General features: G+C 67.0%; 24 protein-coding genes, 1 tRNA gene and 1 pseudogene. 8 read left to right on the top strand and 18 right to left on the bottom strand.

Annotated features, from left to right (window positions below):
- The 3 genes and pseudogenes from LL236_RS06890 to LL236_RS06880 all read right to left on the bottom strand — a co-directional run.
- Nucleotides 1–471: pseudogene (locus LL236_RS06890) on the bottom strand (hypothetical protein); the annotation flags it as partial.
- Complete coding sequence (locus LL236_RS06885) at nt 468–776, bottom strand: transposase (protein WP_228178024.1); 309 nt, start codon at nt 774–776, stop codon at nt 468–470. The pseudogene LL236_RS06890 and the gene LL236_RS06885, both read right to left, overlap by 4 nt.
- 102 nt (nt 777–878) lie before the next feature.
- A complete protein-coding gene (locus LL236_RS06880; protein ID WP_228178023.1) occupies nt 879–1,673 on the bottom strand; it encodes an MOSC domain-containing protein in 795 nt (264 codons plus the stop codon).
- Nucleotides 1,674–1,725: 52 nt separating this feature from the next.
- On the opposite strand from LL236_RS06880, the gene LL236_RS06875 reads away from it, so the two are divergent.
- The 4 genes from LL236_RS06875 (at nt 1,726) to chrA (ending at nt 5,110) form a co-directional block, all read left to right on the top strand.
- Nucleotides 1,726–2,622, top strand: a complete 897-nt coding sequence (locus tag LL236_RS06875) for a metalloregulator ArsR/SmtB family transcription factor (RefSeq protein ID WP_228178022.1) — start codon at nt 1,726–1,728, stop codon at nt 2,620–2,622.
- Nucleotides 2,623–2,696: 74 nt separating this feature from the next.
- A complete protein-coding gene (locus tag LL236_RS06870; protein WP_228178021.1) occupies nt 2,697–3,107 on the top strand; it encodes an arsenate reductase ArsC in 411 nt (136 codons plus the stop codon).
- Nucleotides 3,104–3,868, top strand: coding sequence for an aquaporin (locus LL236_RS06865; protein WP_228178020.1), 765 nt, complete (start codon nt 3,104–3,106; stop codon nt 3,866–3,868). The genes LL236_RS06870 and LL236_RS06865 overlap by 4 nt, the downstream gene beginning before the upstream one ends.
- Before the next feature lie 9 nt (nt 3,869–3,877).
- The gene (gene chrA, locus LL236_RS06860; protein WP_228178019.1) at nt 3,878–5,110 is read left to right on the top strand and encodes a chromate efflux transporter; all 1,233 of its coding nucleotides are present in this window, start codon (nt 3,878–3,880) and stop codon (nt 5,108–5,110) included.
- Here chrA and LL236_RS06855 read toward each other — a convergent pair whose 3' ends face one another.
- Together LL236_RS06855 and LL236_RS06850 are read right to left on the bottom strand one after the other, a co-directional pair.
- Nucleotides 5,111–5,689: an isochorismatase family protein gene (locus LL236_RS06855; protein ID WP_228178018.1), complete on the bottom strand. Its 579-nt coding sequence runs from the start codon at nt 5,687–5,689 to the stop codon at nt 5,111–5,113.
- Nucleotides 5,690–5,709: 20 nt separating this feature from the next.
- Nucleotides 5,710–8,016, bottom strand: coding sequence for an MMPL family transporter (locus LL236_RS06850; RefSeq protein ID WP_228178017.1), 2,307 nt, complete (start codon nt 8,014–8,016; stop codon nt 5,710–5,712).
- Between the two features lie 53 nt (nt 8,017–8,069).
- On the opposite strand from LL236_RS06850, the gene LL236_RS06845 reads away from it, so the two are divergent.
- Nucleotides 8,070–9,026 carry a DMT family transporter gene (locus LL236_RS06845; RefSeq protein WP_228178016.1) on the top strand — a complete coding sequence of 319 codons (957 nt, stop codon included), beginning with the start codon at nt 8,070–8,072 and terminating at the stop codon, nt 9,024–9,026.
- A 7-nt stretch (nt 9,027–9,033) separates the two neighbouring features.
- On the opposite strand, the gene LL236_RS06840 is transcribed toward LL236_RS06845, so the two are convergent.
- The 11 genes from LL236_RS06840 to LL236_RS06790 form a co-directional block, all read right to left on the bottom strand.
- Nucleotides 9,034–9,420, bottom strand: coding sequence for a hypothetical protein (locus LL236_RS06840; protein ID WP_228178015.1), 387 nt, complete (start codon nt 9,418–9,420; stop codon nt 9,034–9,036).
- A gap of 209 nt (nt 9,421–9,629) precedes the next feature.
- Nucleotides 9,630–9,702, bottom strand: a tRNA-Thr gene (locus LL236_RS06835).
- Between the two features lie 68 nt (nt 9,703–9,770).
- The gene (locus LL236_RS06830) at nt 9,771–11,318 is read right to left on the bottom strand and encodes an alpha/beta hydrolase (RefSeq protein ID WP_228178014.1); all 1,548 of its coding nucleotides are present in this window, start codon (nt 11,316–11,318) and stop codon (nt 9,771–9,773) included.
- Nucleotides 11,315–12,487: a DNA polymerase III subunit delta' gene (locus LL236_RS06825; RefSeq protein WP_228178013.1), complete on the bottom strand. Its 1,173-nt coding sequence runs from the start codon at nt 12,485–12,487 to the stop codon at nt 11,315–11,317. The genes LL236_RS06830 and LL236_RS06825 overlap by 4 nt, the downstream gene beginning before the upstream one ends.
- A gap of 59 nt (nt 12,488–12,546) precedes the next feature.
- Nucleotides 12,547–13,176 carry a dTMP kinase gene (gene tmk / locus LL236_RS06820; protein WP_228178012.1) on the bottom strand — a complete coding sequence of 210 codons (630 nt, stop codon included), beginning with the start codon at nt 13,174–13,176 and terminating at the stop codon, nt 12,547–12,549.
- Nucleotides 13,173–15,905 carry a type I DNA topoisomerase gene (gene topA, locus LL236_RS06815; protein ID WP_228178011.1) on the bottom strand — a complete coding sequence of 911 codons (2,733 nt, stop codon included), beginning with the start codon at nt 15,903–15,905 and terminating at the stop codon, nt 13,173–13,175. Before topA ends, tmk begins: the two co-directional genes overlap by 4 nt.
- A gap of 63 nt (nt 15,906–15,968) precedes the next feature.
- Nucleotides 15,969–16,286: an Rv3654c family TadE-like protein gene (locus tag LL236_RS06810; RefSeq protein ID WP_228178010.1), complete on the bottom strand. Its 318-nt coding sequence runs from the start codon at nt 16,284–16,286 to the stop codon at nt 15,969–15,971.
- The gene (locus tag LL236_RS06805; protein ID WP_228178009.1) at nt 16,286–16,618 is read right to left on the bottom strand and encodes a TadE family type IV pilus minor pilin; all 333 of its coding nucleotides are present in this window, start codon (nt 16,616–16,618) and stop codon (nt 16,286–16,288) included. The genes LL236_RS06810 and LL236_RS06805 overlap by 1 nt, the downstream gene beginning before the upstream one ends.
- The gene (locus tag LL236_RS06800; RefSeq protein WP_228178008.1) at nt 16,615–16,812 is read right to left on the bottom strand and encodes a DUF4244 domain-containing protein; all 198 of its coding nucleotides are present in this window, start codon (nt 16,810–16,812) and stop codon (nt 16,615–16,617) included. The genes LL236_RS06805 and LL236_RS06800 overlap by 4 nt, the downstream gene beginning before the upstream one ends.
- Before the next feature lie 46 nt (nt 16,813–16,858).
- Nucleotides 16,859–17,809, bottom strand: a complete 951-nt coding sequence (locus tag LL236_RS06795) for a type II secretion system F family protein (protein ID WP_228178007.1) — start codon at nt 17,807–17,809, stop codon at nt 16,859–16,861.
- Nucleotides 17,806–18,834: a TadA family conjugal transfer-associated ATPase gene (locus tag LL236_RS06790; RefSeq protein ID WP_228178006.1), complete on the bottom strand. Its 1,029-nt coding sequence runs from the start codon at nt 18,832–18,834 to the stop codon at nt 17,806–17,808. Before LL236_RS06790 ends, LL236_RS06795 begins: the two co-directional genes overlap by 4 nt.
- A 384-nt stretch (nt 18,835–19,218) precedes the next feature.
- Here LL236_RS06790 and acs point away from each other — a divergent pair, with 384 nt between their 5' ends.
- The gene (gene acs, locus LL236_RS06785; protein WP_228178005.1) at nt 19,219–21,183 is read left to right on the top strand and encodes an acetate--CoA ligase; all 1,965 of its coding nucleotides are present in this window, start codon (nt 19,219–19,221) and stop codon (nt 21,181–21,183) included.
- A gap of 92 nt (nt 21,184–21,275) precedes the next feature.
- Here acs and LL236_RS06780 read toward each other — a convergent pair whose 3' ends face one another.
- Complete coding sequence (locus LL236_RS06780) at nt 21,276–21,743, bottom strand: RidA family protein (protein WP_228178004.1); 468 nt, start codon at nt 21,741–21,743, stop codon at nt 21,276–21,278.
- Nucleotides 21,744–21,747: 4 nt separating this feature from the next.
- On the bottom strand, nt 21,748–21,960 hold the full coding sequence (locus tag LL236_RS06775) for a DUF4177 domain-containing protein (RefSeq protein WP_228178003.1): 213 nt from the start codon (nt 21,958–21,960) through the stop codon (nt 21,748–21,750).
- Nucleotides 21,961–22,079: 119 nt separating this feature from the next.
- On the opposite strand from LL236_RS06775, the gene LL236_RS06770 reads away from it, so the two are divergent.
- Nucleotides 22,080–24,692: a transglycosylase domain-containing protein gene (locus tag LL236_RS06770; protein WP_228178002.1), complete on the top strand. Its 2,613-nt coding sequence runs from the start codon at nt 22,080–22,082 to the stop codon at nt 24,690–24,692.
- Nucleotides 24,689–25,648 carry a metallophosphoesterase gene (locus LL236_RS06765; RefSeq protein WP_228178001.1) on the top strand — a complete coding sequence of 320 codons (960 nt, stop codon included), beginning with the start codon at nt 24,689–24,691 and terminating at the stop codon, nt 25,646–25,648. Before LL236_RS06770 ends, LL236_RS06765 begins: the two co-directional genes overlap by 4 nt.
- Nucleotides 25,649–25,658: the final 10 nt, after the last annotated feature.

Genomic DNA, 25,658 nt, shown 5'->3' with positions numbered 1-25,658 from the left:
GACAGGCGCCGAGCGGTGTCCTTTCACCACCGCAAGGTTCAAGAGCGCCTCGTGGCGCTCGATGTCGGTGAGCCAGAGCTGATTGGGCCCGTCGGCAGTGAACTCGTGCCGGATCCGCCCGTCCTCGTCGGTCACCGCGCACAGATCGTCGTGGACCGGCGGGCCGGGCTTCTTCCCGTTCTTGCCGCGCTTCTTCCCGAACGCGGACCACCAACCGTTGCTCGACGCGATCTTCCATGCGGTGCGATCCGACATCGCCTCGCCCGCCTCTGCGGCCTCGTCGGCGAGAAGCCGGTGCCCGAACTCGGGGTCGTCGCGGTGCGCGTCGAACAGCGCGTTCGCGCGATACGCCTCCACCACCTCGCTATCGGTGATGGGGTTCGCGAGCCACCGGTAGTAGGGCTGGCGTGAGAGCTTGAGAACCCGACACGTCACCGTCACAGGGATCCCTGCGGCGGCGAGCTCCGTCACGAGCGGGTAGAACCTTTTCCCGGCAGGTTCGCCTGCGACAGATACGCCGCCGCCCGCCGAAGGACCTCGTTCTCCTGCTCCAGCAGCCGATTCCGCTTGCGCAGTTCACGGATCTCGGCCGCCTCGGTCCGGGACTGACCAGGCTTCGCGCCCTCGTCGATATCGGCACGACGCAACCGCTTCTGCAACGTCATCGGGTGAACACCGAAGTCCTTCGCGATCTGCTCGATCGTCACTCCGGGCTCGCGGCTGCGGGCGACGCGGACAACGTCGTCACGGAACTCGGACGGGTAGGGCTTGGGCACAGCAACATCCTTCCAGGCCCACCACTCAGGCAAGCCAGATCAGATGTCACCTACTCGTGCAGCAGTCCCCCATGTCAGCGTTACTCGAGTGGTTGTCGCGCGCTATGCGACCTCGACGGGGTCACCAATGCGGAGAACTCCGCCGCCGCTCTTGGGGAGCAGCAGAACACCCAGCGTCGGCGCGGACTGCCCGAGTTCCCGCGTGAGGGTTCGCAGCAGTGGCGCGTCCTGCAGACCGGTGTCGGGGTTTGCCATGATCGCAGCGCACCGCACGATAGGACGCTGCACCGCGAACACGACGTCGCCGATCCGCACCCTCCCCTGCCACTCGAGCTCGCTCCACGGCGCAATGCCCTCGACCACGATGTTGGAGCGGAATCGGCGGTCATCGACAACGCCATCGGTGGCCCGCCCAAGTTCCACGACGGATGCCGCCGCATGAACCGACACATACCCGCGGGGCCGGTCCTGAAACTGCGAGGTGACGCCGTCACCAATGAGCCGAAGCGGAAGCCGGCCGGGGCGCTCTAGATGCCGGGCATCGGAAGTCTCACGCAGCCATGCCGTGACGGAATCCTCGATCTCTCGGCGACCCGCGTCGTCGAGAGCGGCATCCACGAGCATGCGATCGCCGTCGCTGATCGTGAGCCAGCGCCGATGGCTGTCGTAACTCAGCTTCAGCCGCGCGAGCGAGGGCATGTCCATGAGCGCAAGGCCGCGCTTCTTCGGCCAGTACGGCAGCCCGTCCTCGACCTCGGGCTCGACGGCATCGGCGAACCGAAAGGCAAGCACCCGATCACCCTCGACGCGCCCGTCGTCCTGCACCACGATCTGCTCGCGCACTTCGGGCGTGAACCCCTTCACCGGGTAGCGATACAGCGCGGCGACAGATGCCATGCCGCCATCGTGCCACGCGCCGGGTACCGCTCACTTCGATAGACTGCGATCAATGGATGCCGGAACGGATGCCGCGCTCACATCACTGGGCGACCCGACCCGCGCCCGCATCCTGAGCCTCATGCGCGCCTCCCCCGACGGTCGTGTGCTCGTCGGGCGGCTCGCGACCGAACTCGGTCTGCGTCAACCGACCGTCAGCCACCACATGAAGACCCTGCTTGCCGACGGCATCGTGAGCCGCGAACCGGTAGGACGCCAGGTCTGGTATTCGGTGGCGCCGGATGCCGCAGACCGCGTCGACGCGCTCCTCGGCCGCCCCCGCGAGGCAGCATCCGTCGACCTCGATCGGATCGCGGCCGACCTCCAGGCGCGATTCGGCGAGCGCGTCGACGCCGACCAGATTCGTGAGGTCGTCGCCGACAGCCACGCACGCCTCTCGGCGACGGATGCCCCGCTCCTGGCATCCCGCACCTTCTCGTTCGCCGCGAGCAGGCTCGACGCGCTGACCGCGGCATCAGCAAGACCGTCGGATACCACCCCGAGCGTGCTGTTCGTGTGCGTGCAGAACGCCGGCAGATCCCAACTGGCGGCCGGCATCCTGCGCCACCTCGCCGGCGGCGCGGTCAGCGTGCGAACCGCTGGCTCTGCACCTACCACGGACGTTCGCTCGACGATCGTCACCGCGCTGGATGAGATCGGCGTCTCGATCGGCGACGAGTTCCCGAAGCCACTGACCGACGAAGCAGTTCGTGCCGCGGATGTCGTCATCACGATGGGATGCGGCGACGCCTGCCCCATCTATCCCGGAACGCGATACCTCGATTGGGAGCTCGAAGATCCCGTCGGCAAGCCGCTCGCAGCGGTGCGCGGCATCCGTGACGACATCAACGGGCGCGTGCGGGAGTTACTTGCAGAACTGCGCTCGGCCGAGAAAGTGAACACTCGCTGAACTGGGCTCGGCACGCCTTCGCGAACATATAGATATTGATCTATGCTTTTCTCATCCCGAGAAAGGTGAAGCCCATGTCGACCACCCCTCCCGTCGTCCTGTTCGTCTGCGTTCATAACGCCGGCCGCTCACAGATCGCCGCTGGATACCTGCAGGCCCTCGCCGGCGACCGTGTCGAGGTCCGCTCGGCGGGATCTCAGCCGAAGGACCAGATCAACCCCGTCGCCGTGCAGGTCATGGCCGAAGAGGGCATCGACATCGCGAACAACGCGCCCAAGGTCCTTACTGTGCAGTCCGTGCAGGAGTCCGACGTCGTCATCACGATGGGATGCGGCGACGCCTGCCCGATCTACCCCGGCAAGCGCTACGAAGACTGGCAGCTTGACGACCCGGCCGGCCAGGATGTCGAGACCGTGCGCCGCATCCGTGACGAGATCCGGGGACGCGTCGAGACCCTGCTTTCCGAGATCGCCCCCGCCGCGTGACTCTCGCTCCCCTCGCCCGCCGAGCCGCCGCGGAGTTCCTCGGCACCGGACTGCTCGTCACGGTGGTGGTCGGCTCGGGCATCATGGCGACCAGGCTTACAACGGATGTCGGCATCCAAATGCTCGCCAACAGCATCGCGACGGCCCTCGGCCTATCGGTTCTGATCCTGATGTTCGGCACGATCTCAGGCGCACATTTCAATCCGGCGGTGTCGCTCGTGGACTGGTTCCTCGGGCGGCGCCGCCGAGTGGGGCTCACAGGGCCGATGCTCGGGATCTACACGCTCGCCCAGATCGCCGGCGCTATCGGCGGAGCCGTCCTCGCCAACGTCATGTTCGACGTGCCCACGAGCCTGTCGACCACTGCCCGAGCAACTCCGGCAACGCTGATCGCAGAGGTTGTCGCGACGTTCGGACTCGTGCTGCTGATCGTCGCGCTCGCCCGCACCGGGCGCGGCGCTGCAGCAGCACCGGCGGTAGGCGCATACATCGGTGCGGCGTACTGGTTCACCAGCTCGACGTCGTTTGCGAACCCCGCGGTCACGATCGGGCGCCTGTTCAGCGACACCTTCGCCGGCATCGGGGCTCCGTCGGTACTCCCGTTCATCGCCGCGCAGCTTGTCGGCGCTGCTATCGCGGTGGTCGCAGCGATCGCGCTCTTCCCCCACGTCGCTGATGCTGCCGAAGAGATCGTCATCCCGCATGCGGATGTCGATCCCGACGCCTCAGCTGTTCACCGCCGCGACCGAACCGCCCCGTAGAATCCGGCCGTGACCGCGAGCGCCCACGACACCGCCACCGCATCGCGCGGCTCGGCAGGCGAGGTGTTCTGGGCCTTCCTGCGCCTGGGCCTTACCTCCTTCGGCGGACCGATCGCGCACCTCGGCTACTTCCGCGACGACCTCGTCGCGCGACGCCGGTGGATGAGTGACAAGGCATATGCCGACCTGGTCGCCCTGTGCCAGTTCTTGCCCGGGCCGGCGTCCAGCCAGGTCGGCTTCGCGATGGGCCTGCACCGTGCCGGCCCGCTCGGCGCTCTCGCGGCCTTCCTCGCTTTCACGCTGCCCTCGGCGATCCTCATGGTCGCCTTCGCGTTCGGCGCGGCACTGTTTGAGGGTGTCATCGGTGCGGGTCTGCTGACGGGCCTGAAGATCGTGGCGGTGGCTATCGTCGCCCAGGCGGTCTGGGGCATGGCGAAGACGCTGACCCCCGATGCGCGGCGTGCCTCAATTGCCGTGGTTGCGGCAGTCGTCGCGCTCCTTCTCGCGGGATCGATCGGACAGGTCCTCGCGATCGTTCTCGGCGCGGTCGCCGGTCTCCTCCTTTGCCGGTCCGCGCCCGCCGGAATCGGCGACACCGGTCTCATGCGTTTCCCGGTATCACGCACAGCAGGAGTCGTCAGCCTGGTGGCGTTCGTCGTCATCCTGCTCGGGATGCCGATCCTCGCCGCCCTCAGCAGCAACGGGGCTGTGAGCTTGTTCGACACGTTCTACCGCGCCGGAGCCCTCGTCTTCGGCGGCGGACACGTCGTCCTCCCGCTGCTGCAGGCGGGGGTGGTCGAGACCGGATGGGTGAGTCCCGAGCAGTTCCTCGCCGGCTACGGCGCCGTGCAAGCGATGCCCGGGCCGCTGTTCACCTTCTCGGCCTACCTCGGGACCCTGTCATCGGTCGGCCCCGGCGGCGTTCTCGGCGCCGCCATCGCCCTGGTCGCGATCTTCCTTCCCGGGTTTCTGGTACTGGTCGGTGTGCTGCCGTTCTGGAACGCTCTTCGAGGGCGAACCTGGATGCAGTCGCTCATGCGCGGGGCGAACGCCGCCGTGGTCGGCATCCTCGGCGCGGCTCTCTATGACCCGCTCTTCACGACGGGGATCGTCGGCGTAGGGTCGTTCAGCCTCGCGCTCGTGTGCTTCGTGCTGCTCATTGCGTGGAAGTTGCCGCCCTGGGCAGTCGTCCTCATCGGGGGTGCGGGCGGCATCCTGCTGGCTGCGCTGGGAGTTTCCTGATCAGGTCGGAATCTCGACCAGTTCAGCGCCGGCGTGCGCGACCTCGGCGAGCGCAGCCTCACTGGATTCGGCGGCGACCCCCGCGATGAGGTTCGTGATCACCCGCACGTGTCTGCCGTGCGCGATCGCGTCCAGCGTCGAGGCGCGGACGCAGTAGTCGGTGGCGATGCCGGCGACATCCACCTCGAGGATCCCGTGCTCGGTCAGCAGATCCGACACCTTGGCGCCGTCATCCGTCGTACCTTCGAAGAGTGAGTACGCCGGTTCTCCTTGCCCCTTCTTGACGTGGTGGGTGACGGATGCCGTGTCGAAACCCGGGTCGTACTCCGCGCCCTCCGTCCCGCTCACGCAGTGGACCGGCCACGTGTCGACGAAGTCAGGTTCGGGATGGAAATGTCCGCCATTGTCGTGATCGGGATGGTGCCAGTCGCGCGAGGCGACGATGATGTCGTATTCCTCGGCGTGCGTCACGAGGTACTGCGAGATCCGTTCGGCTACGGCATCCCCGCCCTCGACACCGAGCGCGCCGCCTTCGGTGAAGTCGTTCTGGACATCGACGATGAACAGTGCCCTACCCATAACGTCGAGGCTACGCTCGTTCACCCGTCGTCGGAATCCCGCTTCTTCCGCAGCGCACGGCGGCTGAGCGGCTGCGACTCGCCCTCGGCGTGGGTGGCTCCGACAAGGTCAGCCGACCGCGGGTCGTGAACCGCTCCCACCACTTCGGGTCCGCGCCGCCAGAGCTTCGACGGCCACCAGATCGCCCGCCCGATGTCGTACGACAGGGCCGGGACGAGGAGCGAGCGCACGACGAAGGTGTCGAGCAGCACACCGAACGCGACGATGAACGCCAGCTGTGCGAGGAACAGGATCGGGATGACCCCGAGCGCAGCGAAGGTCGCTGCGAGCACGAGGCCCGCCGATGTGATCACCCCGCCGGTGGCGACGAGCCCGCGCAAGATGCCGCGACGCGTGCCGTGCACGAGCGACTCCTCCCGCACGCGCGACATCAAGAAGATGTTGTAGTCGACGCCGAGGGCAACGAGGAACACGAATCCATAAAGCGGTACTGCCGGGTCTGCGCCCGGGAACCCGAGGACGTAGTCGAAGACGAGCGCGCTGACACCGAGGGCCGAACCGAACGACACGACAACCGTGAGGATCAACAGGACCGGCGCGAGCACTGCCCGCAGCAGCAGCATCAGGATCAGCAGGATGACCACCAGCACGATCGGGATGATGACGGTGCGATCGCGGATCGAGGTGTCGTTCGAATCGACATCCGTCGCCGTCACTCCGCCGACCAGGGCGACACCGTCGCCGAGCTCGTCGGTGAACGCGACGCGCAGGTCGCGCACGGTTTGCTCGGCCTCGACCGAGTCCGCGGCATCCGTCAGCGTCGCGATCACGAGCACGTCGCCGTCCGAGACGGTGGGGCTCGGCGCCGGAGTACCCGGCGGCCCGAAGGCCGTGAAGACCGGCTCCCCGTTTTCGACAGAGACAGGCGCCTGTCCGCTCGGCGAGTCCTCGGAGGCGACAGATACCGAGTCGATCCCGGCGCTGTCGTCGAGGATCGTGACCGCGGCGGCAAGCTCGCTCTCGGGAACGATCACGTAGACGGGGCTACCGGAGCCTGCCGGGAAGTGCTCGGCGAGAACATTCTGCCCGTCTCGCGCTTCGGAATAGCCCAGCACGAGGTCGCTGGATGCCACACCATCCGCTTTGAACTGGGTGACACCGAGGGCTGCCACCAGCAGCGCGACCGTCGTGATGATCCAGACCGGGCGCGACCGTCGCGCGATCAGGCGCGCTTGGCGTGGCCAGAATCCCTTGACCGGCTTGGTGAAGTCGTCGGGAAGCTCTGCGAGCCCGTGCTTGGGGATGAACGGCCAGAACGCTACGCGGCCGAAGAGCGCGAGCAGCGCGGGCAGGAAGGTGAGGGCGGAGAGCATCGCGAACGCGATGCCGATCGAGGCGATGGGTCCTAGCGCCCGGTTGGTCGCAAGATCCGAGAGCAGCAGGATCAGAAGACCCGCGATGACTGTGCCGCCCGACGCGAGGATCGGCTCGAAGGATCCCTTCCAGGCACGCAGCGTCGCGTTCCATCGCTGCTCGCCCTCGCCGATGGCCTCCCGGAATCTCGCGACATACAGCAGGGCATAGTCTGTTGCCGCGCCGATCACGAGAATGAACAGGATGCCTTGGACCTGACCGTTGAGGACGAAGACGCCGGCGTAGGCGAGCCACCACACAACGAGCAGCGCCACGGTCAGCGCGAAGGTCGAGGTCATGAGCACGAGGATCGGCAGCAGCGGCGATCGGTAGACGATCACCAGGATGACGAACACCGCCACTAGGGCGACGATGAGCAGCAGTCCGTCGATGCCGAGGAATCCCTTGACGAGGTCAGACGTGAAGCCTGCCGGTCCCGTTACCCACCCCTCGAGCGGCGCCTGCAGATCGTCGGTGACGAGGGTACGGATCTCTTCGACGATCTCACGCACTTCACCCGACGAATCGATCGGGATGAAGACCTGCACCGCTTCGCCGTCATCCGAGACCACCGGTGGGGATACTCCATCGAGGACACCGTCGATGTTCGCGATCTCGTCGACGAGCGTCTGGACCTCGGCGAGCTGATCATCGGTGAGCTCTCCGTCGCCCGTCACGACAAGGACGGCGGGGATTGCTTCGTCACCCAAGAAGTCTGGGAGGCGCTCAGCGACGCGCGTGGCGTCCGCGCTCTCGGGGAGGAAGCTCGACTGGTCGTTGCTCGCGACCTCGTCGACCTTTCCGAAGTAGGGGCCCCCGACCGACCCCACCCCGACCCAGATCAGCACGAGCAACGCGGGGATGCCGATTCGCAACCACCGGGAGGGGCGGACGGAGTTCTTCTTCTGAGCCATCTTGCTAGCTTATCTAGCTAAACCGGCATCCGCGCAAGCCCTATCGTTGACGGATGGTGTCGGCAGCAATCGCTCTCCTGGGAGCGTTCATTTACGGCGCCGCCGACTTCTTCGGGGGCCTTGCAGCCAGACGCTTGCGCTCGATCGTCGTTACCGCGACGGCGGCTCTGAGCGGTCTGGTCGTTCTGTTCATACTGATCCCCCTGCTCGGAGCCCGGTGGAACATCGAAGACGTCGCCTGGGGCGCGCTCTCGGGAGTGTTCGGCGTGACAGCAATCGCGCTTCTATACGCCTGCCTCGCGATCGGCCCGATGAGCATCCTCTCCCCCGTCACCGCGGTCACGTCCGCGATTGCACCGATGATCTGGGGGCTCACAATCGGCGGTGAGAGCCTGACGGTCACCGGCTACCTCGGGCTCGGGGTGGCTCTGATCGCCGTCGTGCTCGTCGGATTCATCCCCGGACAAGGTGCGGTTCGTCCGTCAGCGCGCGGACTCGTGATGGCGATCGGCTCTGGATTGGCGATCGGCGCATTCCTTATCACCCTCGATCAGGCCAGCGATGACAGCGGGCTCGTGCCGATGATCGCCAACCGCGCCACGAACGCGACCATCACGATGGTCATCGTCGTTGCGATGATCATCGCCGCCACACGGCGGGGAGCCAGCGCGACATCCGCGCTCCGAGCCCGCGGTATCGAACTCGGCGCGACCCCCACCGGGCACGCCGACCTCGAGCATGCGCGCACCTCTCCGACAGGGACGGCACGATCCACGCCCGCAGGATGGGGCCTTGCCTTCGTGTGCGGTGTGCTTGATGTCACCGCCAACGTGCTGCTACTCGCTGCACTCCGTCTCGGAGACCTGTCGATCGTGGCAGCCCTTACCGCGTTGTACCCCGCCGGGACGATCCTGCTCGCCGCCGTCGTGCTTCGCGAGCGCGTCGCTGCCGTGCAGTGGCTGGGTCTTGCGCTGGCTCTGGGCGCCGGCGTGCTGCTGGCACTCGCTTGACGCGGCGTCAGACCTCAAGGAACAGCAGCACGACCGACACGACAAGGCCGATGAGGGCAAGCGCGGCGAAGCCTGCGGTGAGACGAGCGAGCGAGCGCACCAGCGGCGACGTCCGGGAGACCCGGACGGTATCGTGCCGACCGAGGCGCGCCCACAGGTCGACCTCTTCATCGTGCACGGTCGCGCCGTGCGGCAGCGGGGCTTCGCCGAGGATGCCGCTGTCATCGAACCATCGCACCACCTCGCCGGCGGGAGTTGGCGAGACGACGGCCCGTACGGGCACCCACGACCCGTCGGCGACCCACGCGATCAGGGCCGCGATGCCGAGGAGCACAGCCGCGCCAAGTCCGATCCAGGTGTAGATCTCCAGGGCAACGGCTAGCGCGGGTGGCACAGCCCCATTCTCTCAGGGAGCGGACCTGCCCACCCAAGGGTTCGCTCCCCCGGGCCATAAACGGAGCCACCTAAGGGAATCGTCCCCACCGCCACTCCAGCCGCCGCTTCGCGGCGCCCGGAGCCTCTGGCGGCGTGGGCCCACCCAAGGGTTCACTCCCCGCCGGATGAACGAAAGAGACCGCCCTACGGACGGTCTCTTTTGTTCAGAGCCACCTAAGGGAATCGAACCCTTGACCTATTCATTACGAGTGAATCGCTCTGCCGTCTGAGCTAAGGTGGCGTGATCGCTCGCGCGATGCACGATCAACGATCTTACCGTGTCCCCACTCGGCTCGTGACCACCTGTCACTACTCGCAGACAAGGCCGTCGGCTGGCACGATGCCGTCGATGAAATAGGCCTCGACGGCATCATCCACGCATGTGTTGCCCTTGTTGTAGCCGGTGTGGCCCTCACCGACGCGCGTGATGAGCACGCCCGACTCGAGCTGCTCGGCCAGCGCGACCGACCAGTCATACGGTGTCGCCGGGTCACCCGTCGTCCCGATCACCACGATCGGCTCGGCACCTGCTGCGGCGATCGGCTCCCGAACGCCAGTAGGTGCGTATGGCCATACGTCGCACAAGTCCACGCCCTCCCAGTAGGGGGCGATGGTCGGGGCCTGCTGGGCGATAGCTGCCTGAGACGCAGCGCGCTCGGCATCCGTCTCGCCGTCCGGGTAATCCATGCAGTTGTAGGTCAGAAAAGCCTCGGTCGAATTGTCGAGATACTGGCCGCCCTGGCGGTTGTAGTAGAAATCGGCGAGAGTGAATGCGGTGCTGGGATTCCCCCGCAGCACGTCGGTGAGCGCCTGCGTGAGGTACGGCCAACTCTCTTCCGCGTACAGCGCGGTGACGATGGCGGTCACGAGCGAGTCAGCGCCCAGCATCCGGCCATCGCTGTTGCGGATGGGGTCGCGGTCGACGCTGGCCAGAAGGATCGCAAGATCTCCCATGGCCTCATCGACCGAACCGCTGAAGGGGCAATCGCTCTGACCCACGCACGACGCCATGTAGGCGCGCAGCGCGTTCTCGAAGCCGATGGCCTGCTGGGTCGAGACATCAAGCCCGCTCAAGGACGGATCGATCGCGCCATCGAGCACGAGACGCCCGACACGATCCGGGTAGTGCTTCGCGTACGTCGCCCCGAGGAAGGTGCCATACGAGTAGCCGAGGTAGTTGAGTTTCTCGTCGCCAAGAACCGCGCGCAACAGGTCCATGTCCTGCGCCGCGTTTCCGGTCGTGATGAACGGCAGGATGCCGTTGCTGTTCTGCTCGCACGCGGCCGCGAACTCCTGCTGTTGCTCGGTGACGAACGCGTCCCATTCGGCGGAACGGCGCTGCCCGGGCGGGATGTCAAAGACGAACGAATCCATGCCCGCAGCGTCCAGGCACGTGACCGCGGTGGACTTACCGACCCCGCGGGGATCGAAGCCAATGACGTCGTAGTTCTCCTCGAGCGCCTGACCGACCGCGAAACCCAGGGAATCGCGCACGAGATCCACGCCGCTCGCTCCCGGGCCGCCGGGATTGGTCAGCAGCGAACCGAGCGGCTCACCACCGGTCGCCGCGTGACGGATGACAGAGAGGTCGATCGTTCCCGCATCCGGGTCGCTCCAGTCCAGGGGCGCGGTGACGGTGGTGCAGTCAAAGCCTTCGCCGCAGGCGGCCCAGTCCAGTGTCTGCTGATAGAAGGAAAGAAGATCCTCCGCGACCCCGTCGGTGATCGGTGTCGGGGAACGGTGCGGGGCTGAGCTCTGATCCGGCATCGGGATGAGGTAGCAGCCGGCGAGCGCGACAGCCGCCGCCACCATCGTGGCGCTCGCTGTCAGGATGCGTCGAGCGAGGCGTGCGGTCATGGTGTCCTTCCCGACGAGACGGTGATGAGCAGGCTCTCGAGAGCAAGGGTGGGTGCGACGTTCTGTTCGAGGTTCCGGCGCGTGCGGGCGATCTCATCGAGCACGACCAGCGTGCGCTGCGGTGACCACGCCGCCGCGAGCGCGCGAAGGTCCTCGTCCAGCTCTCGGTTGATCAGGACACTCCCTCCTGTCGGGTCGGTCCTGCCCAACTGAATCATGAGTACGTCGCGGTACAGCGATTGCAGATCCGTGAGCACGCGGTCGATTCCGTCGCGCAGGCTCCGGGTCGCGCGGCGCTTCTGATCCTCTTCGAGCGCGGTGATCTGCGCTCGAACCGCCGGCGGCACGGCTGCGCCCTCGGCGATTCCGAGAGTGCGCTTGAGGCTCTCGCGCTCGGTCTCGTCTCGCTCCGTGGTGAGCGCCTTGGCGTCATCCGTAGCCGCCTGGACGATGCGACCTGCCACATCGACAGCATCGCCGACGCTGCGAACACCGAGCGCAGCTCGCAGCGTCACGTCTCGACGTGCACGAGCTTCGCCATCCGTGGCGAGCCGCTGTGCCATGCCGATGTGCCGTTGCGCGTGCCGCGCTGACTGCTCAGCAGTGACGGGATCGGCTCCGGTTCGCTGGGCGATGAGCGCAGCGACGTCGGCGACGTCGGGCTCGCGCAGGCGCACCACACGCACCCGAGAACGGATGGTCGGAAGAAGGTCTGCATCGCTCGGGGCGCACAGCACCCACACGGTGCGCTCGGGTGGCTCCTCGAGCGCTTTGAGCAGAACGTTGGAGGTGCGCTCGGCCATGCGGTCGGCATCCTCGACGATGATCACCCGATACCGGCCGAGCGAGGGGGCGAAGTAGGCGCGCTCGACCAGCTGCCGAGCCTCGTCGATGCGGATGATGACCTGCTCGGTTCGCAGCACTGTCACATCGGGGTGGGTCCGCGCGATCACCTGACGCATCGTGGCCTCGTCGCCGGGCTCGGCGATGAGCGCTGCCGCGAACGCCGCAGCGAGGGTCGAGCGGCCAGAGCCGGGTGGACCCGTGATCAGCCAGGCGTGCGCGAGTGAGTCGGGGTCGGATGCCGCGGCCTGGAATTGCGCGACGGCCTCCGGCTGCCCCCACACGGCGCCCCACGGAACTACCTGTTCGGGGGGCGCTTGCTGCATGCAGCCCAGCGTAGCTGCGGCATCCGACGATCTGCCGTGAGTCACCGGGGCGGCCTACGTCACCGAGCGAGCAGAGCCGTCACCCTCGCGCGGACCGCCTCGGCGATCTCGCCTGCCGGGAGCGAGGCATCCAGCACGAGGAAGCGCTCGGGTTCAGCGGCAGCCAGCGCAAGGTACTCGGCACGCACGCGGGCATGGAACTCGTCACGCTCTGCCTCAAGCCGGTCGAAGGGCTTGTCGGCGGCGTCGAGCCGCGCGCGAGCTGCCTCGGGGTCGAGATCCAGCAGCACGGTGAGGTCAGGAAGCAACCCTCCGGTAGCCCAGAGCGACAGGTCGCGGATCTCGTCGCGACCCAATACCCGACCCGCGCCCTGGTAAGCGACGGACGAGTCGAGGTAGCGGTCCTGGATGACTACCTCGCCCCGCGCGAGAGCCGGGCGCACCACCGTGGCGATGTGATGAGCTCGGTCGGCTGCGTAGAGCAGCGCTTCGGCACGCGGCGACACCTCGCCTCGATGGTGCAGGACGATGTCACGGATGAGCACACCGACCTCGGTCCCGCCGGGTTCGCGCGTGCGCACCACGATGCGGCCCTCAGACTCGAGCCAGTCGCGAAGCAGGCTTGCCTGCGTGGTCTTGCCCGACCCGTCACCGCCCTCGAGGGTGATGAACAGTCCCGGTGAGGTCACTTCTTGGCCGTCGTCTTGCGCGTCGTCGTGGCGCGCTTGGTCGTGCGCTTGGGTGCTGGCCCCTTCGCGCGTTTGTCAGCGAGCAGCTGCACGGCACGCTCGAACGTCACATCATCGACCTGTTCACCGCGCGGAATCGTCGCGTTGGTCTCACCGTCGGTGACGTAGGGTCCGAACCGGCCGTCGCGCAAGCGGATCGGCTTGCCGCTGGTCGGGTCGGCCTCGAACTCCTTGAGCGCACTCGACGCGCGGCGGGCACCGTACTTCGGCTGGGCATAGAGTTCGAGCGCCTGCTCGAGCGTGATGTCGAAGATCTGCGCCTCACTCTCGAGCGAGCGCGAGTCGGTGCCCTTCTTCAGGTACGGACCGAATCGACCGTTCTGCGCCGTGATCTGCTCGCCCGAGGCGGGATCCTCACCCACGACACGCGGCAGATCGAGCAGGCGCAGCGCCGTCTCGAGGTCGATCGTGTCCACCGACATCGACCGGAACAGTGACGCCGTGCGGTTCTTCGGGGCAGCGCTCTTCGCGGTGGACTTCTTGCCCTTCGCCGCGGGCGCCGGCTCAGCCGGTGCTGTCTCGAGAACCTCACCGGTCTCCGGGTCAACGACCGCGGCGGCCTCGGGCTCGGTTTCTTCGATGTAGGGGCCGAATCGGCCATCCTTGACGACGACGAGCTTGCCGTTGGCGGGGTTCTCGCCGAGGACGCGGTTGCCGGCGACCGGGGCGTCGATCAGTTCCTGTGCCTTCTCGGGCGTGAGCTCGTCGGGCGCGAGGTCGTCGGGAACGTTGACGCGGCGCGGGTCGGCATCCGGGTTCGCAGGGTCGATGACCTCGAGGTAGGGCCCGTACTTGCCGACGCGGAGGGTCACGGTGTCGCTGATCGGACGCGCGTTGAGCTCACGCGCGTCGATGTCGCCGAGGTTGTCGACGATGTTGCGAAGGCCGACGTGGGCATCCGAACCGTAGTAGAACTCCTTGAGCCACTCGATGCGCTTCTGCTCACCCCGCGCAATGGCGTCAAGGTCGTCTTCGAGCGCGGCAGTGAAGTCGTAGTCGACAAGCTCCGAGAAGTGCTCTTCGAGCAGACGCACGACGCTGAACGCGACCCAGCTGGGCACAAGGGCCTGACCCCGCTTGGTGACGTACCCGCGGTCGAGGATGACGTCGATGATGCTCGCGAACGTCGACGGGCGTCCGATGCCCTTCTCTTCGAGCGCCTTCACGAGGCTCGCCTCGGTGTAGCGGGGCTTGGGGCTCGTGCTGTGGCCCTTGGGCTCGACATCCGTGAGACTCAGCACATCGCCGACCGCGAGCGCCGGCAGCGACTGGTCGTCGGAGCGGTCGGCATCGGCACGCTTTTCGTCGCGGCCCTCTTCGTAGGCTTCGAGGAAGCCCTTGAAGGTGTAGACGGTTCCGGATGCCGTGAACTCGGCCTTCTTGCCATCGGCATCGAGGGCCAGCGTGACGGTGGTGGTCTCGTACTTGGCATCCGACATCTGGCTGGCGATCGTGCGTTTCCAGATGAGGTCGTACATGCGCTCTTCGTCGCGGTCGAGCTGGCCGGTGACCTCGCTCGGGCGGCGGAAGAACTCACCCGACGGACGGATCGCCTCGTGCGCCTCCTGCGCGTTCTTGGAGTTGTTGCGGTACGTCCGCGGGTTCAGCGGCACGGCCTTGTCGCCGTAGAGCTCGACGGCCTGCGTGCGCGCGGCGGTGACCGCCTGCGCCGACAGGGCCGTCGAGTCGGTGCGCATATAGGTGATGTACCCCTTCTCGTAGAGGCGCTGAGCGACGCTCATGGCGTGTTTCGCGCTCATCGAGAGCTTGCGGCCTGCCTCCTGCTGCAGGGTCGAGGTCGTGAACGGCGGCTTGGGGCTACGGGTGCCGGGCTTTGCGTCAAGGGCGGTGACGGATGCCTCAGCAGCGGCCTCCACGGCTGCGGCGAGTGCGCGCGCCGCTGCTTCGTCGAGGACGACGACCGCCTTCTTCAGCTGGCCCTTGTCGTCGAAGTCCGCTCCGCGCGCGAGCGATGCGCCGTCGAGGCGCGCGAGGCGCGTCGTGAAGGAAGAGCCATTCTTGCCGGCGAGAGCCTCGACGTCCCAGTAGTCGGCGGGAACGAACGCCATCCGCTCCCGCTCGCGGTCGACGACCATGCGGGTTGCGGCGGACTGCACGCGGCCGGCAGAAAGGGCAGCTCCTTCGCGGCCCGAGCCGACCTTGCGCCACAGCACGGGCGAGACATCCCACCCGTAGAGGCGGTCGAGCACGCGCCGGGTCTCCTGCGCGTCGACCAGGGCAAGGTCGAGGTCTCGGGTCTTGTCGACGGCGGCACGGATCGCATCCTTGGTGATCTCGTGGAAGACCATGCGCTTGACGGGAACCTTGGGCTTGAGCACCTCGAGCAGGTGCCAGGCGATGGCCTCACCCTCGCGGTCCTCATCTGTGGCCAGCAGGACCTCGTCGGCATCCTTCAGTGCGCGCTTGAGTTCAGCGACGGTCTTGGTCTTGCGATCACTGATGACGTAGTAGGGGTCGAAGTCGTTGTCGACGTCGATCGAATACTTCCCGTAGGCCTGCTTCTTTTCGGCCGGGATGTCCTTCTTGCTCGCAAGGTCGCGGATGTGTCCCACCGAGCTGAGCACCTCGTACCCGTCGCCCAGGTATCCCTGGATCGACTTCATCTTCGTCGGGGACTCGACGATGACAAGCTTCTTGCCTGTGGCCAACGAAAGCTTCCTTTCTTCGATGCACACCATACACACACGGCGACACAGCGAAGGCTGAGAGCGCTACGGTGGCGGGCCGGCGCGTGCGGTTGCAGTGACCTCGAACGCGCCGAAGGGAACCGAAACCGACACGGTCGCGATGAGCTCGACAAGCTCGCACGAACGCATCCGTGCTCCCAGCGCGGAAGCGACCTCGGCAGCCCGATCGCAGGGGACACCGGGGACCGCTCCGGATGCGGCATCCGCTGCCGCGAGAGCCGCCGAGTCAGCCGCGCCGGCCACGCGTTGGGCGACGACGGATGCCGCGCCCACGCCCGCCGCCGCCACGATCACCGCAGCACCGATCACCGCAATGCCCGCCGAGGCAACGGTGCCCGCCATTACCAGCCATCCGCGAGGGCGCAGCCGCGCGCTGTGACGGGAATCCCGGAAACCGTGCGCGCCGCGGTCACGCACACGAGGTCTCCCTCGTCGCTGATCTCGACCGACGCGCCGGGGACGGCTGCCTGCACGACGGCACTCACGCGCGCGCCGCTTTCGCCGCGTGAGGCAAGGCGCGCAGCGTCGGCAACGGCATCCTGCAACAGAATCTGCCGCCCGGCAGCACCCAGAATCCCGACGGCGAGAAGCACCACAACCGCGACAGCAGTCATCGCGATCGCGAACTCGGCGGCGACCGACCCGCGATCACCGCCGAGTCCGTCGCGGATCATTCGACGCTGAGCGCGCGGCGCACCAGGTCGGTGAGGATGCCGCGCACCTCGTCCGAGCGCATGATCACGACCAGAAGGCCAGCGAAGGCGACTGCGGCCATCGTGGCAATCGCGTATTCCGCGGTGGCGGCGCCGGTCTCGTCCAGAAACAGCTCGCGCGCGGCACGCGAGGTCAAACGGGGCAGTGAGGACATGGGTTCTCCAATCGGTTGAGGCGGTGGGCACGTGGGTTGGGCACGGTCACGGAAGCTGAAGAGAAACGGAAGGCAGGATGCTGAGAAACATCGGCGCGACGCCCAGGCACAGGAAGGCAGGAAGCGTGCACACGCCGAGCGGAAGGAGCAGTTTGGTCGACAGGCGAGCTGCGCGCAGGCGACCGTCGACCCGAGCCCGGTGCCGATCCAGCGCGGCCGCCGAGCGCAGCAGTTCGACTGCCGGAACTCCTGCCGCCTCAGAAAGGAGGAGAGTGTCACGCACCGCCACGGAATCGTCGGCATCCGCGCCGCGCGCGGCATCCACGAGGGTCCGGGCCCGCGACACCGATACGCCGCCGCTGAGCGCTATCGCGGTGAGGTCGGCATCCATTCCCGGCATCACGGCGTCACGGTGAGCGGCAAGCGCCAGCCGCGACGTCCAGCGTCGCCCGGCCATGAGTAGCCCGACGCCGGCCACGGCACATGCCCATCCGGCAGGCTCGCGCAGCAACGTTCCGAGGGGATCGAACCCCAGGGCGAATGCGAGACCGATTCCGACAGCCGGAAGCCAGCCGAGCAGTCGAGCAGTGGACGTCGGTTCGGCCAGAGCGACGCGGATCTCGTCAGCTGACTCCTCGGCATCCCGCAGCACGTCGGCGAAGGAGCGAAGGGCGGGCGCCAGCGGCGCCCCGACCGTCGTCGCGATCGACCACGCCGCAGCCACGTCTCGCCACATTCGTCGCTCTCGTGCGTGGACCGACTCGCCCACCGCATCGACTCTCGCGATGCGGATCCTGCGGCGTGGCTCCGGTGCGGGCTCGACGGCCAGGGCAGCGATCGCGCTGTCAATTCGGGCACCGCCGTCGACGGCATTGACGACCTGCGACGCCTGCAGGTCGCCCTGCTTCGCCAGATGGTCCCAGGCACGAGTCGGGGTGACCCCGGCCTCGAGCAACACAGCGACGCGCAGAACTGTCTCGGCGACCTGCGCTGTCATGACAGCTCCTCTATATGGAGGCGACCGTCGGGGCCGAGCGTTGGGCGGCCGAGAGCGCCGATGCGACGGATGCCGTCGCCGTCACGGGTCACGTGAATGACCACGCCGATCGCGCTCGTGACCTGCCGTGCGAGGGCGTGGTCGGTGAGGCCCGCGAGTGCGCCGAGCGCCTCGAGCCGCGCCGGGACATCGCCGAGGCTGTTGGCGTGCACGGTGCCGGCACCGCCGTCGTGACCGGTGTTCAGCGCCGAGAGCAATTCGCGGATCTCTTCGCCGCGGCACTCCCCTACGACGAGCCGGTCCGGCCGCATTCGCAACGCCTCGCGCACAAGGCGAGCGAGGGTGATCCCGCCGGCCCCCTCGAGGTTGGGTTGTCGCGCTTCGAGGCGCACATGGTGAGGATGCTCGAGACGCAGCTCGGCGACATCCTCGATGGTCAGGATGCGTTCGTCGCGGCCGGCTTCGGACAAAAGCGCAGACAGCAGCGTGGTCTTGCCCGCGCCCGCGGCCCCCGTGACCAGCACGTTCTCTCGGGCGGCGACGATGTCGCGCAGCCGGTCACCTACCGTGGCATCGAACATGCCACGCCGACCGAGCTCAGCCACGGTGACCGATTGCAGGCGCGGGACCCGAATGGATACGAGCGTCCCACTGACCGACACGGGAGGAAGCACAGCATGTACCCGTGCACCGCCGTCCAGCCTCACGTCGACGCACGGGTGTGACTCATCAATGTGTCGACCACCCGCCGCAATCAGAGACACCGCGAGATCACGCGCGTCGGCCTCCGAAAGCTCGATGCCTGCCGCGCGACGCGGCCCGTGGCCTCGGTCGACGAAGACTTGCGGCCCGTTCACGAAAACGTCAGTCGTCGCGGGGTCTTCCAGGTGAGGACGCACGCGCTCCAGCGACGGATGACGCAACCAGTCTGCTCTGCGCAGGGCACTACCACCATCAGGCGCGAACTGTCCGCCTACTCCGCGCCCGGCGGCGGAGGGCGGGAGCGGGACGAAGAGGTCAGGCATGCATCGACGGTAGGCATCCGGTTCCTCGCGGACCGCGCACCGGCGCCATAGCGCGGTCAAACGCGCCGACAAGGCGGGCTGGGGAGGAACGCTGCCGAGCGACAGGATGAAGCCCCAACACAAGAGAAGGCGGCATCCCATCGGGGGAGAGGGATGCCGCCGTGCGACACCGTTATCGGGGGTGGTCGGTGCCGCGATGCCAGAATCAGATGTTCGGCCGCGCACCAGCATACGCAACGAAAGGGGCCGTCACAATCCGTTGTGGAGAATCCACCTGCCCACTTCCGGAGGTAGTGTGCCCGAGCGGTGCTGACTAGCCTTTCGCTAGCTCTCGAGACGAGACGAATCACGAGAACCACTCAAGCCCGCGAAGGAGCGAGCCGAATGAGCAGTCAGATCGACCACCTGCTGAACGAGACCCGGCGGTTCGCCCCGTCTGCAGCTTTCGCCCAGAGTGCGATCGGTCGCGCCGAGCTCTATCAGCGCGCCGCTGACGATCGCGAGGACTTCTGGGCGGAGCAGGCGCGCGAGCTGCACTGGCACACGCCTTTCACAGAGGTGCTCGACTGGTCGACTCCCCCGTTCGCGAAGTGGTTCGCGGATGGCGCGCTCAACGTCGCCTACAACTGCCTCGACCGGCACGTCGAAGCGGGCAACGGCGACCGGGTCGCGCTGCTGTGGGAGGGAGAGCCCGGCGACACGCGCCGCGTCACCTACGCCGAGCTGACCGACGAGGTCAAGCGCCTGGCCAACGTCCTCGAGGGCCTCGGGGTCGGCGAGGGCGACCGGGTCGCCATCTATATGCCGATGATCCCCGAGTCGGTTGCCGCGATGCTCGCCGTCGCGCGGATCGGCGCGATTCACTCGGTCGTGTTCGGCGGCTTCTCGGCCGACAGCCTGCGCGCACGGATCGACGACGCCGGCGCCAAGGTCGTCATCACCGCCGACGGCGGCTACCGCAAGGGCAAGGTGTCGGCGCTCAAGCCCGCCGTCGACGCCGCCCTCAGTGACCGCGGATCGGGGGAGCAAGAGACCGTCGAGCACGTGCTGGTCGTTCGTCGCGGCGAGAACCCCGTCGAATGGACCGAGGGCCGCGACATCTGGTGGCACGACGCAGTGCCTGCGGCATCCGCCGATCACGAGGCAATGCCGTTCCCGGCAGAGAACCCCCTCTTCATCCTCTATACCTCCGGTACCACCGGGAAGCCGAAGGGCATCCTGCACACCTCCGGCGGTTACCTCACCCAGGCCGCCTTCACGAACCGCGTCGTCCACGACCTGCACCCAGAGTCGGATGTGTACTGGTGCACTGCCGACATCGGGTGGATCACCGGTCACAGCTACGTCACCTACGGTCCGCTGGCCAACGGTGCAACGCAGGTCCTCTATGAAGGAACGCCCGACACCCCGCATCCGGCGCGCTGGTGGGAGCTCGTCGAGAAGTACGGCGTGACGATCCTCTACACCGCCCCGACGGCCATCCGTTCGTTCATGAAGATCGGGCGCACCGCGGTGCAGAAGTTCGATCTGTCGAGCATCCGGCTGCTCGGCTCGGTGGGTGAGCCCATCAACCCCGAGGCATGGATGTGGTACCGCGAGGTCATCGGTGGGGATGCCGCTCCGATCGTCGACACGTGGTGGCAGACCGAGACCGGCGCGATCATGATCTCGGCGCTGCCCGGCGTCACTGAGGCCAAGCCCGGAAGCGCACAGGTGCCGCTGCCGGGAATCGGCGTGGATGTCGTCGACGAGGCCGGCGAACACGTCGGCAACGGGAACGGTGGGCTGCTCGTGCTCACCGAACCGTGGCCCAGCATGCTGCGCGGCATCTGGGGCGACCCGGAACGGTTCGTCGAAACCTACTGGGAGAAGTTCCGCGATCAGGGCTATTACTTCGCCGGCGACGGCGCGCGCCTGGACGAGGACGGCGACGTGTGGCTGCTCGGCCGCGTGGATGACGTCATGAACGTCTCAGGTCACCGCCTGTCGACGGCCGAGATCGAATCGGCTCTGGTCGCACACGAAGCCACCGCCGAGGCGGCAGTTGTCGGGGCATCCGATGAGACCACCGGTCAGGCGGTCGTTGCGTTCGTCATCCTCAAAGAGAGCTTCCTCAAGGCGCACTCCCCCGAGGGCCTCGCTGCGCAGCTGCGGAGCTGGGTCGCCGAACAGATCGGCCCGATCGCCCGCCCGCGAGACATCTACATCGTCGGCGAACTCCCCAAGACCCGGTCGGGCAAGATCATGCGCCGCCTCTTGCGCGACGTGGCAGAGGGCCGCGAGGTCGGCGACACCACGACCCTCGCCGACACCGCCGTCATGTCGGTGATCTCGGCGCAGGTTCGCTGAGCTCGGCATCCGTGGGGTAGGCGAAACCCGCGGGGTAGGACGTTTCGGAACCGAATCGTCTTACCCCGCGATAATTCGTTCGCCCGTGCGGCTCAGGCGAGGGTGAAGACGACCTCGACCTCGACGGGGCTGTCCAGCGGCAGCACGGGTACGCCCACTGCCGAGCGCGCGTGGCGCCCGGCGTCGCCAAAGACCTCACCGAGCAGTTCGCTCGCGCCATTGATGACGCCCGGCTGCCCGGTGAACTCGGGGACTGATGCCACGAAACCGGTCACCTTGAGCACGCCGGTGAGCTTGTCCACGCCACCCGCGGCGGCGGCTGCGGCAGCTATCGCGTTGAGCGCGGACTGACGCGCATAGGATGCGGCATCCGAAGCGGGAACGAGCCCGTGGCCGTCACCGACCTTGCCGGTGGCCGGCAGCGCACCCGAAACGAAGGGGAGCTGACCGGCGGTGTAGACGAGGTCGCCGTGCACCTTCGCGGGGATGTAGGCCGCGACGGGCGGGGCGATCTGGGGAAGATCGATGCCGAGCTCTGCAAGGCGGGCGGAAACGCTCATCGGGTCACTCTCCGAACTGCTGGGCGGCAACGGCTGCCGCATCGAGGCCGGCGTTGGCTGCTCCGCCGCCGGTGGGACGCTTGAAGTATCCGACCAAACCGCCCTCAGGGCCCGGGACCACCTGCACGAGCTCCCACCCCTGCTTGCCCCAGTTGTTGAGGATCGCAGCGGTGTTGTGGATCAGCAGCGGCGTGGTCATGTACTCCCACGTGATCATCGGGGCTCCCGGGTGGTCGGTGATGGCGGGGGAACGGATGCTTCCCTCCAGCCTCGACCTCGCGGGCACGCGCGAGGCTGTCGAGCCTTCGCACAGGAAGCTCCCTTAGCATCAAGCCTATGCCTGAAACGAAACGAACGGCTGGCGGCGTGCTCGGCGGCCTGCTCGGTGTGGTCGGCCTCAGCGCCGTGGCAGGAGTCCTCGTTGCCGCCACCGTGACGCCGGCGATCGCCCTTTCCGGTGCCGCAGCATCGAGCGCGATCACGCTTTTCGACAATCTTCCCAGCGCGCTCGAGATCGATGAGCTGATGCTGCCGACGACCTTCTACTGGATGAACCCCGACACGGGTGAGTACGAGGTCATGACGCAGTTCTATGACCAGAACCGTGACCCGGTGACCTTCGATGAGGTCGCGCCTGTCATGTACAACGCGATCCTCTCGAGCGAAGACAAGAACTTCTACTCCCACGGCGGCGTCGACCTGGTCGGCACCGCTCGCGCCGTCATCTCCGGCGGTTCGCAGGGTGGTGGGTCCTCCATCAGCCAGCAGTACGTGAAGAACATCCTCATCCAGAAGTGCGAGGCCGAGGTCGGCACCGGCGAGGACGCCGATATGACGCAGGAAGAGATCGACGCTGCGAAGATCGCTTGTTTCGAGGATGCGACTGTCGCCAGCGGCGTCGAGGGTTACCAGCGCAAGCTGCAAGAGATGCGGTACGCGATCGCCCTCGAGCAGAAGTACTCGAAGGACGAGATTCTGCTCGGCTACCTCAACATCGCGAACTTCGGCGGCCAGAATTACGGCATCGGTGCCGCCGCACACTACTACTTCGGCGTGAGCCCCGCCGATCTGACGCTCGGCCAGGCCGCGGCGCTTGCCGGCATGGTGCAGACACCGAACCTCTACCGCCTCGACAGGCCGGATGGGTCCTGGACCGACAAGGACGGCAATCCAATCAACAGCGCGGCAGACGGCTATTCACTGACCAAGGAACGGCAGACCTACGTCCTGAACCGGATGCTCGCCGACGGGAAGATCACGCAGGAGGAGCACGACGCGGCGGTCGCCGAACCGATTGTCCCTGTTATCACTCCGGCCGACACCGGCTGTGGGGTCGTCCCCGGTAAGGCGGCGTATTTCTGCCAGTATGCGCGCGGCATCATGGAGAACGACGAGGCCTTCGGCGCAACGAAGGAAGAACGGACGAAGCTCCTCAAACAGGGTGGCCTCAACGTCTACCTGACGATCGACCGGCGCCTGCAGGCCGCTGCCGAGCAGGCGATGGTCGACAACGTACCGACGTCGATCGAGGGCTACACGAACGCCGACACGGGACGCCTCGGCGCTGCGACCACGAGCATCGAGACCAAGACCGGTCGCATCCTCGAGATCACGCAGAACACGAACTTCAGCGAGACGATCAAGGATGACGCCAACTACTCGTCCCTCGTGTACGCCGGCAACCAGAAGTACGGCAACTCGAATGGATTCGAGGGTGGGTCGACCTTCAAGGTCTTCACCCTGCTCCAGTGGCTACAAGAGGGCCATTCCGTGAACGAGGTTCTCAACGGAAACGTCCAGGTATTCAAGACATTCCGCAACAGCTGCTACGGCGACATTACGAACAACACGACGCTCATCAACAACTTCGCGAAGAGTTCCGGCTACGTAGGCACGCCGATGCGCTTCACCGCCGACTCGCTCAACACCGGCTTCCTTGCGATGGCGTCAAAACTCGACCTCTGCGGCATCGAGAACACCGTGGCGAAGATGGGAGTGACCCTCGGCAACGGTGAGCCCGTGCAGGTGCGGGTGCCGTTCGCCGTCCTCGGTCCTCACAACATCGCACCGATCGACGTCGCATCGGCCTACGCGACGATCGCGAACAACGGCGTGCACTGCACACCCAAGGCCATCGATCGCATCACCTACGCCAACGGCAACGAGATAGCCCTGCCGGAAGCGTCCTGCACCCAGGTTTTGGAACCGAACGTCGCCGCGACCGCCGCGTACGCGCTTCAGGGTGTTATGACGAACGGTTCGGGTCGGGCGTCCAATCCGTATGACGGTACGCCCATCCTCGGCAAGACCGGTACGCACGAGGCGAAGCAGACGTGGCTGGTCGGGTCGAGCACGAATGTTACGACCGCCGTCTGGGTCGGCAACTCTGTCGGTGACGCGGACGTGAGCCGCTGGCCGTGGAACCACCTCTACACTCGCCACTCGGTTGCAAAGCCCATCCTGCGGGCGGCAAACGCGCTATACGGGGGGGACGGATTCCCCGCGCCCGACCCGAACCTCACCAAGACCGTCCTCTATGACCTGCCGAACGTGGTCGGCCAGAGCGTTGAGGCAGCGACCAAGACGCTCGAGGATGCCGGATTCGAAGTCATCGTCGGCGACGCGGTCAACTCGACCGAGGGTGCGGGAATTGTCGCCCAGCAGGATCCCGGCGGCGGCAAGGTTGCGGGAGGCACGGTCGTCACGATCTATCCCAGCAACGGACAGGGTGTGACCGTCCCCGCAGTCAGCGGTTCGGTTGATCAGGCGCGAAACACCCTGCAGGGTGCGGGCCTGAACGTCACCGGCGGCACGTGTAACAACCCCGCGGCGACGGCAACCGTGACAGGCACGAGTCCCGGCGCGGGAACGATGGTCGGGCGCGGCTCCACCGTGAACATCAACGTGAACTGTACGGCGCCCGGGCCCACCCCGGCCCCCACCCCGTGAGTTCTCCGCTCGGACGCACCGCCCTCACGACCCTCGGGGTCGTGGGGGCGGTCGGCGTCGGCACCGCCGTCTGGGGCATGGGAATCGAGCGCTACCTCTACACGGTTCGACGCCATGAGGTGCGCGTCTTGCCTGCAGGCTCCGCTCCGCTCCGGGTCCTGCACCTCTCCGACATCCATATGGCGCCGTGGCAGCGTCGCAAGCAGCGGTGGCTTGCAGGACTTGCCGACGAACTTCGCCCCGACCTCGTCGTGAACACCGGAGACAACCTCGGGCACGCTGAGGGAATCACCGGCGTCCGTGCCGCGCTCGACCCACTGCGTGGCATCCCGGGGGCCTACGTGCACGGATCGAACGATCACGACGCCCCACTCCCCCGAAACCCCTTGTTGTACTTCTCTGGGCCGTCGAAGTCTGTGCCCAGGCCCGAGCGGCTCGACGTCGGCGCACTCGACGACTACCTGCAGAACGATCTCGGTTGGCACGAGCTGAACAACGCTGCTGCGGCCTTCCCCGTGGCCGGACGCACCATCGCAGCGTTCGGTGTCAGCGATGCCCACCGGCACTGGGACCGCCTCGAGGTCCTCCCGCCGCTCGTGGCCGACCTGAAGGCGCAATCACCCGACCTCACGATCGGCGTCAGCCACGCTCCTTATCGCCGCGTGCTCGATTCCTTCACGGGGCTCGGCGCCGACATGATTTTCGCCGGACACACCCATGGCGGCCAGGTACGGATGCCCGGATTCGGTGCCCTGGTGGCCAACTGCGATATCCCGCTCGACCAAGCGCGGGGCCTCAGCACGTGGCGCAAGGAGGGACGCTCGGTGCCGCTGAACGTGAGCGCCGGCGTCGGTCATTCGATCTACGCGCCGGTGCGCTTCGCCTGCCGGCCGGAGGTCTCGCTGATCACTCTCACGGCGGTCGAAGCCGACGGCGGTTCGGGCGGCGAGCGCTGATCGGGTAGAC

This window comes from Microbacterium schleiferi (assembly GCF_020781975.1).
In the GTDB taxonomy this organism is placed as follows: Bacteria; Actinomycetota; Actinomycetes; order Actinomycetales; family Microbacteriaceae; genus Microbacterium.
The sequence above is the reverse complement of the archived record's forward strand: the minus strand, read 5'-3'. Positions and strand labels throughout refer to the sequence as shown.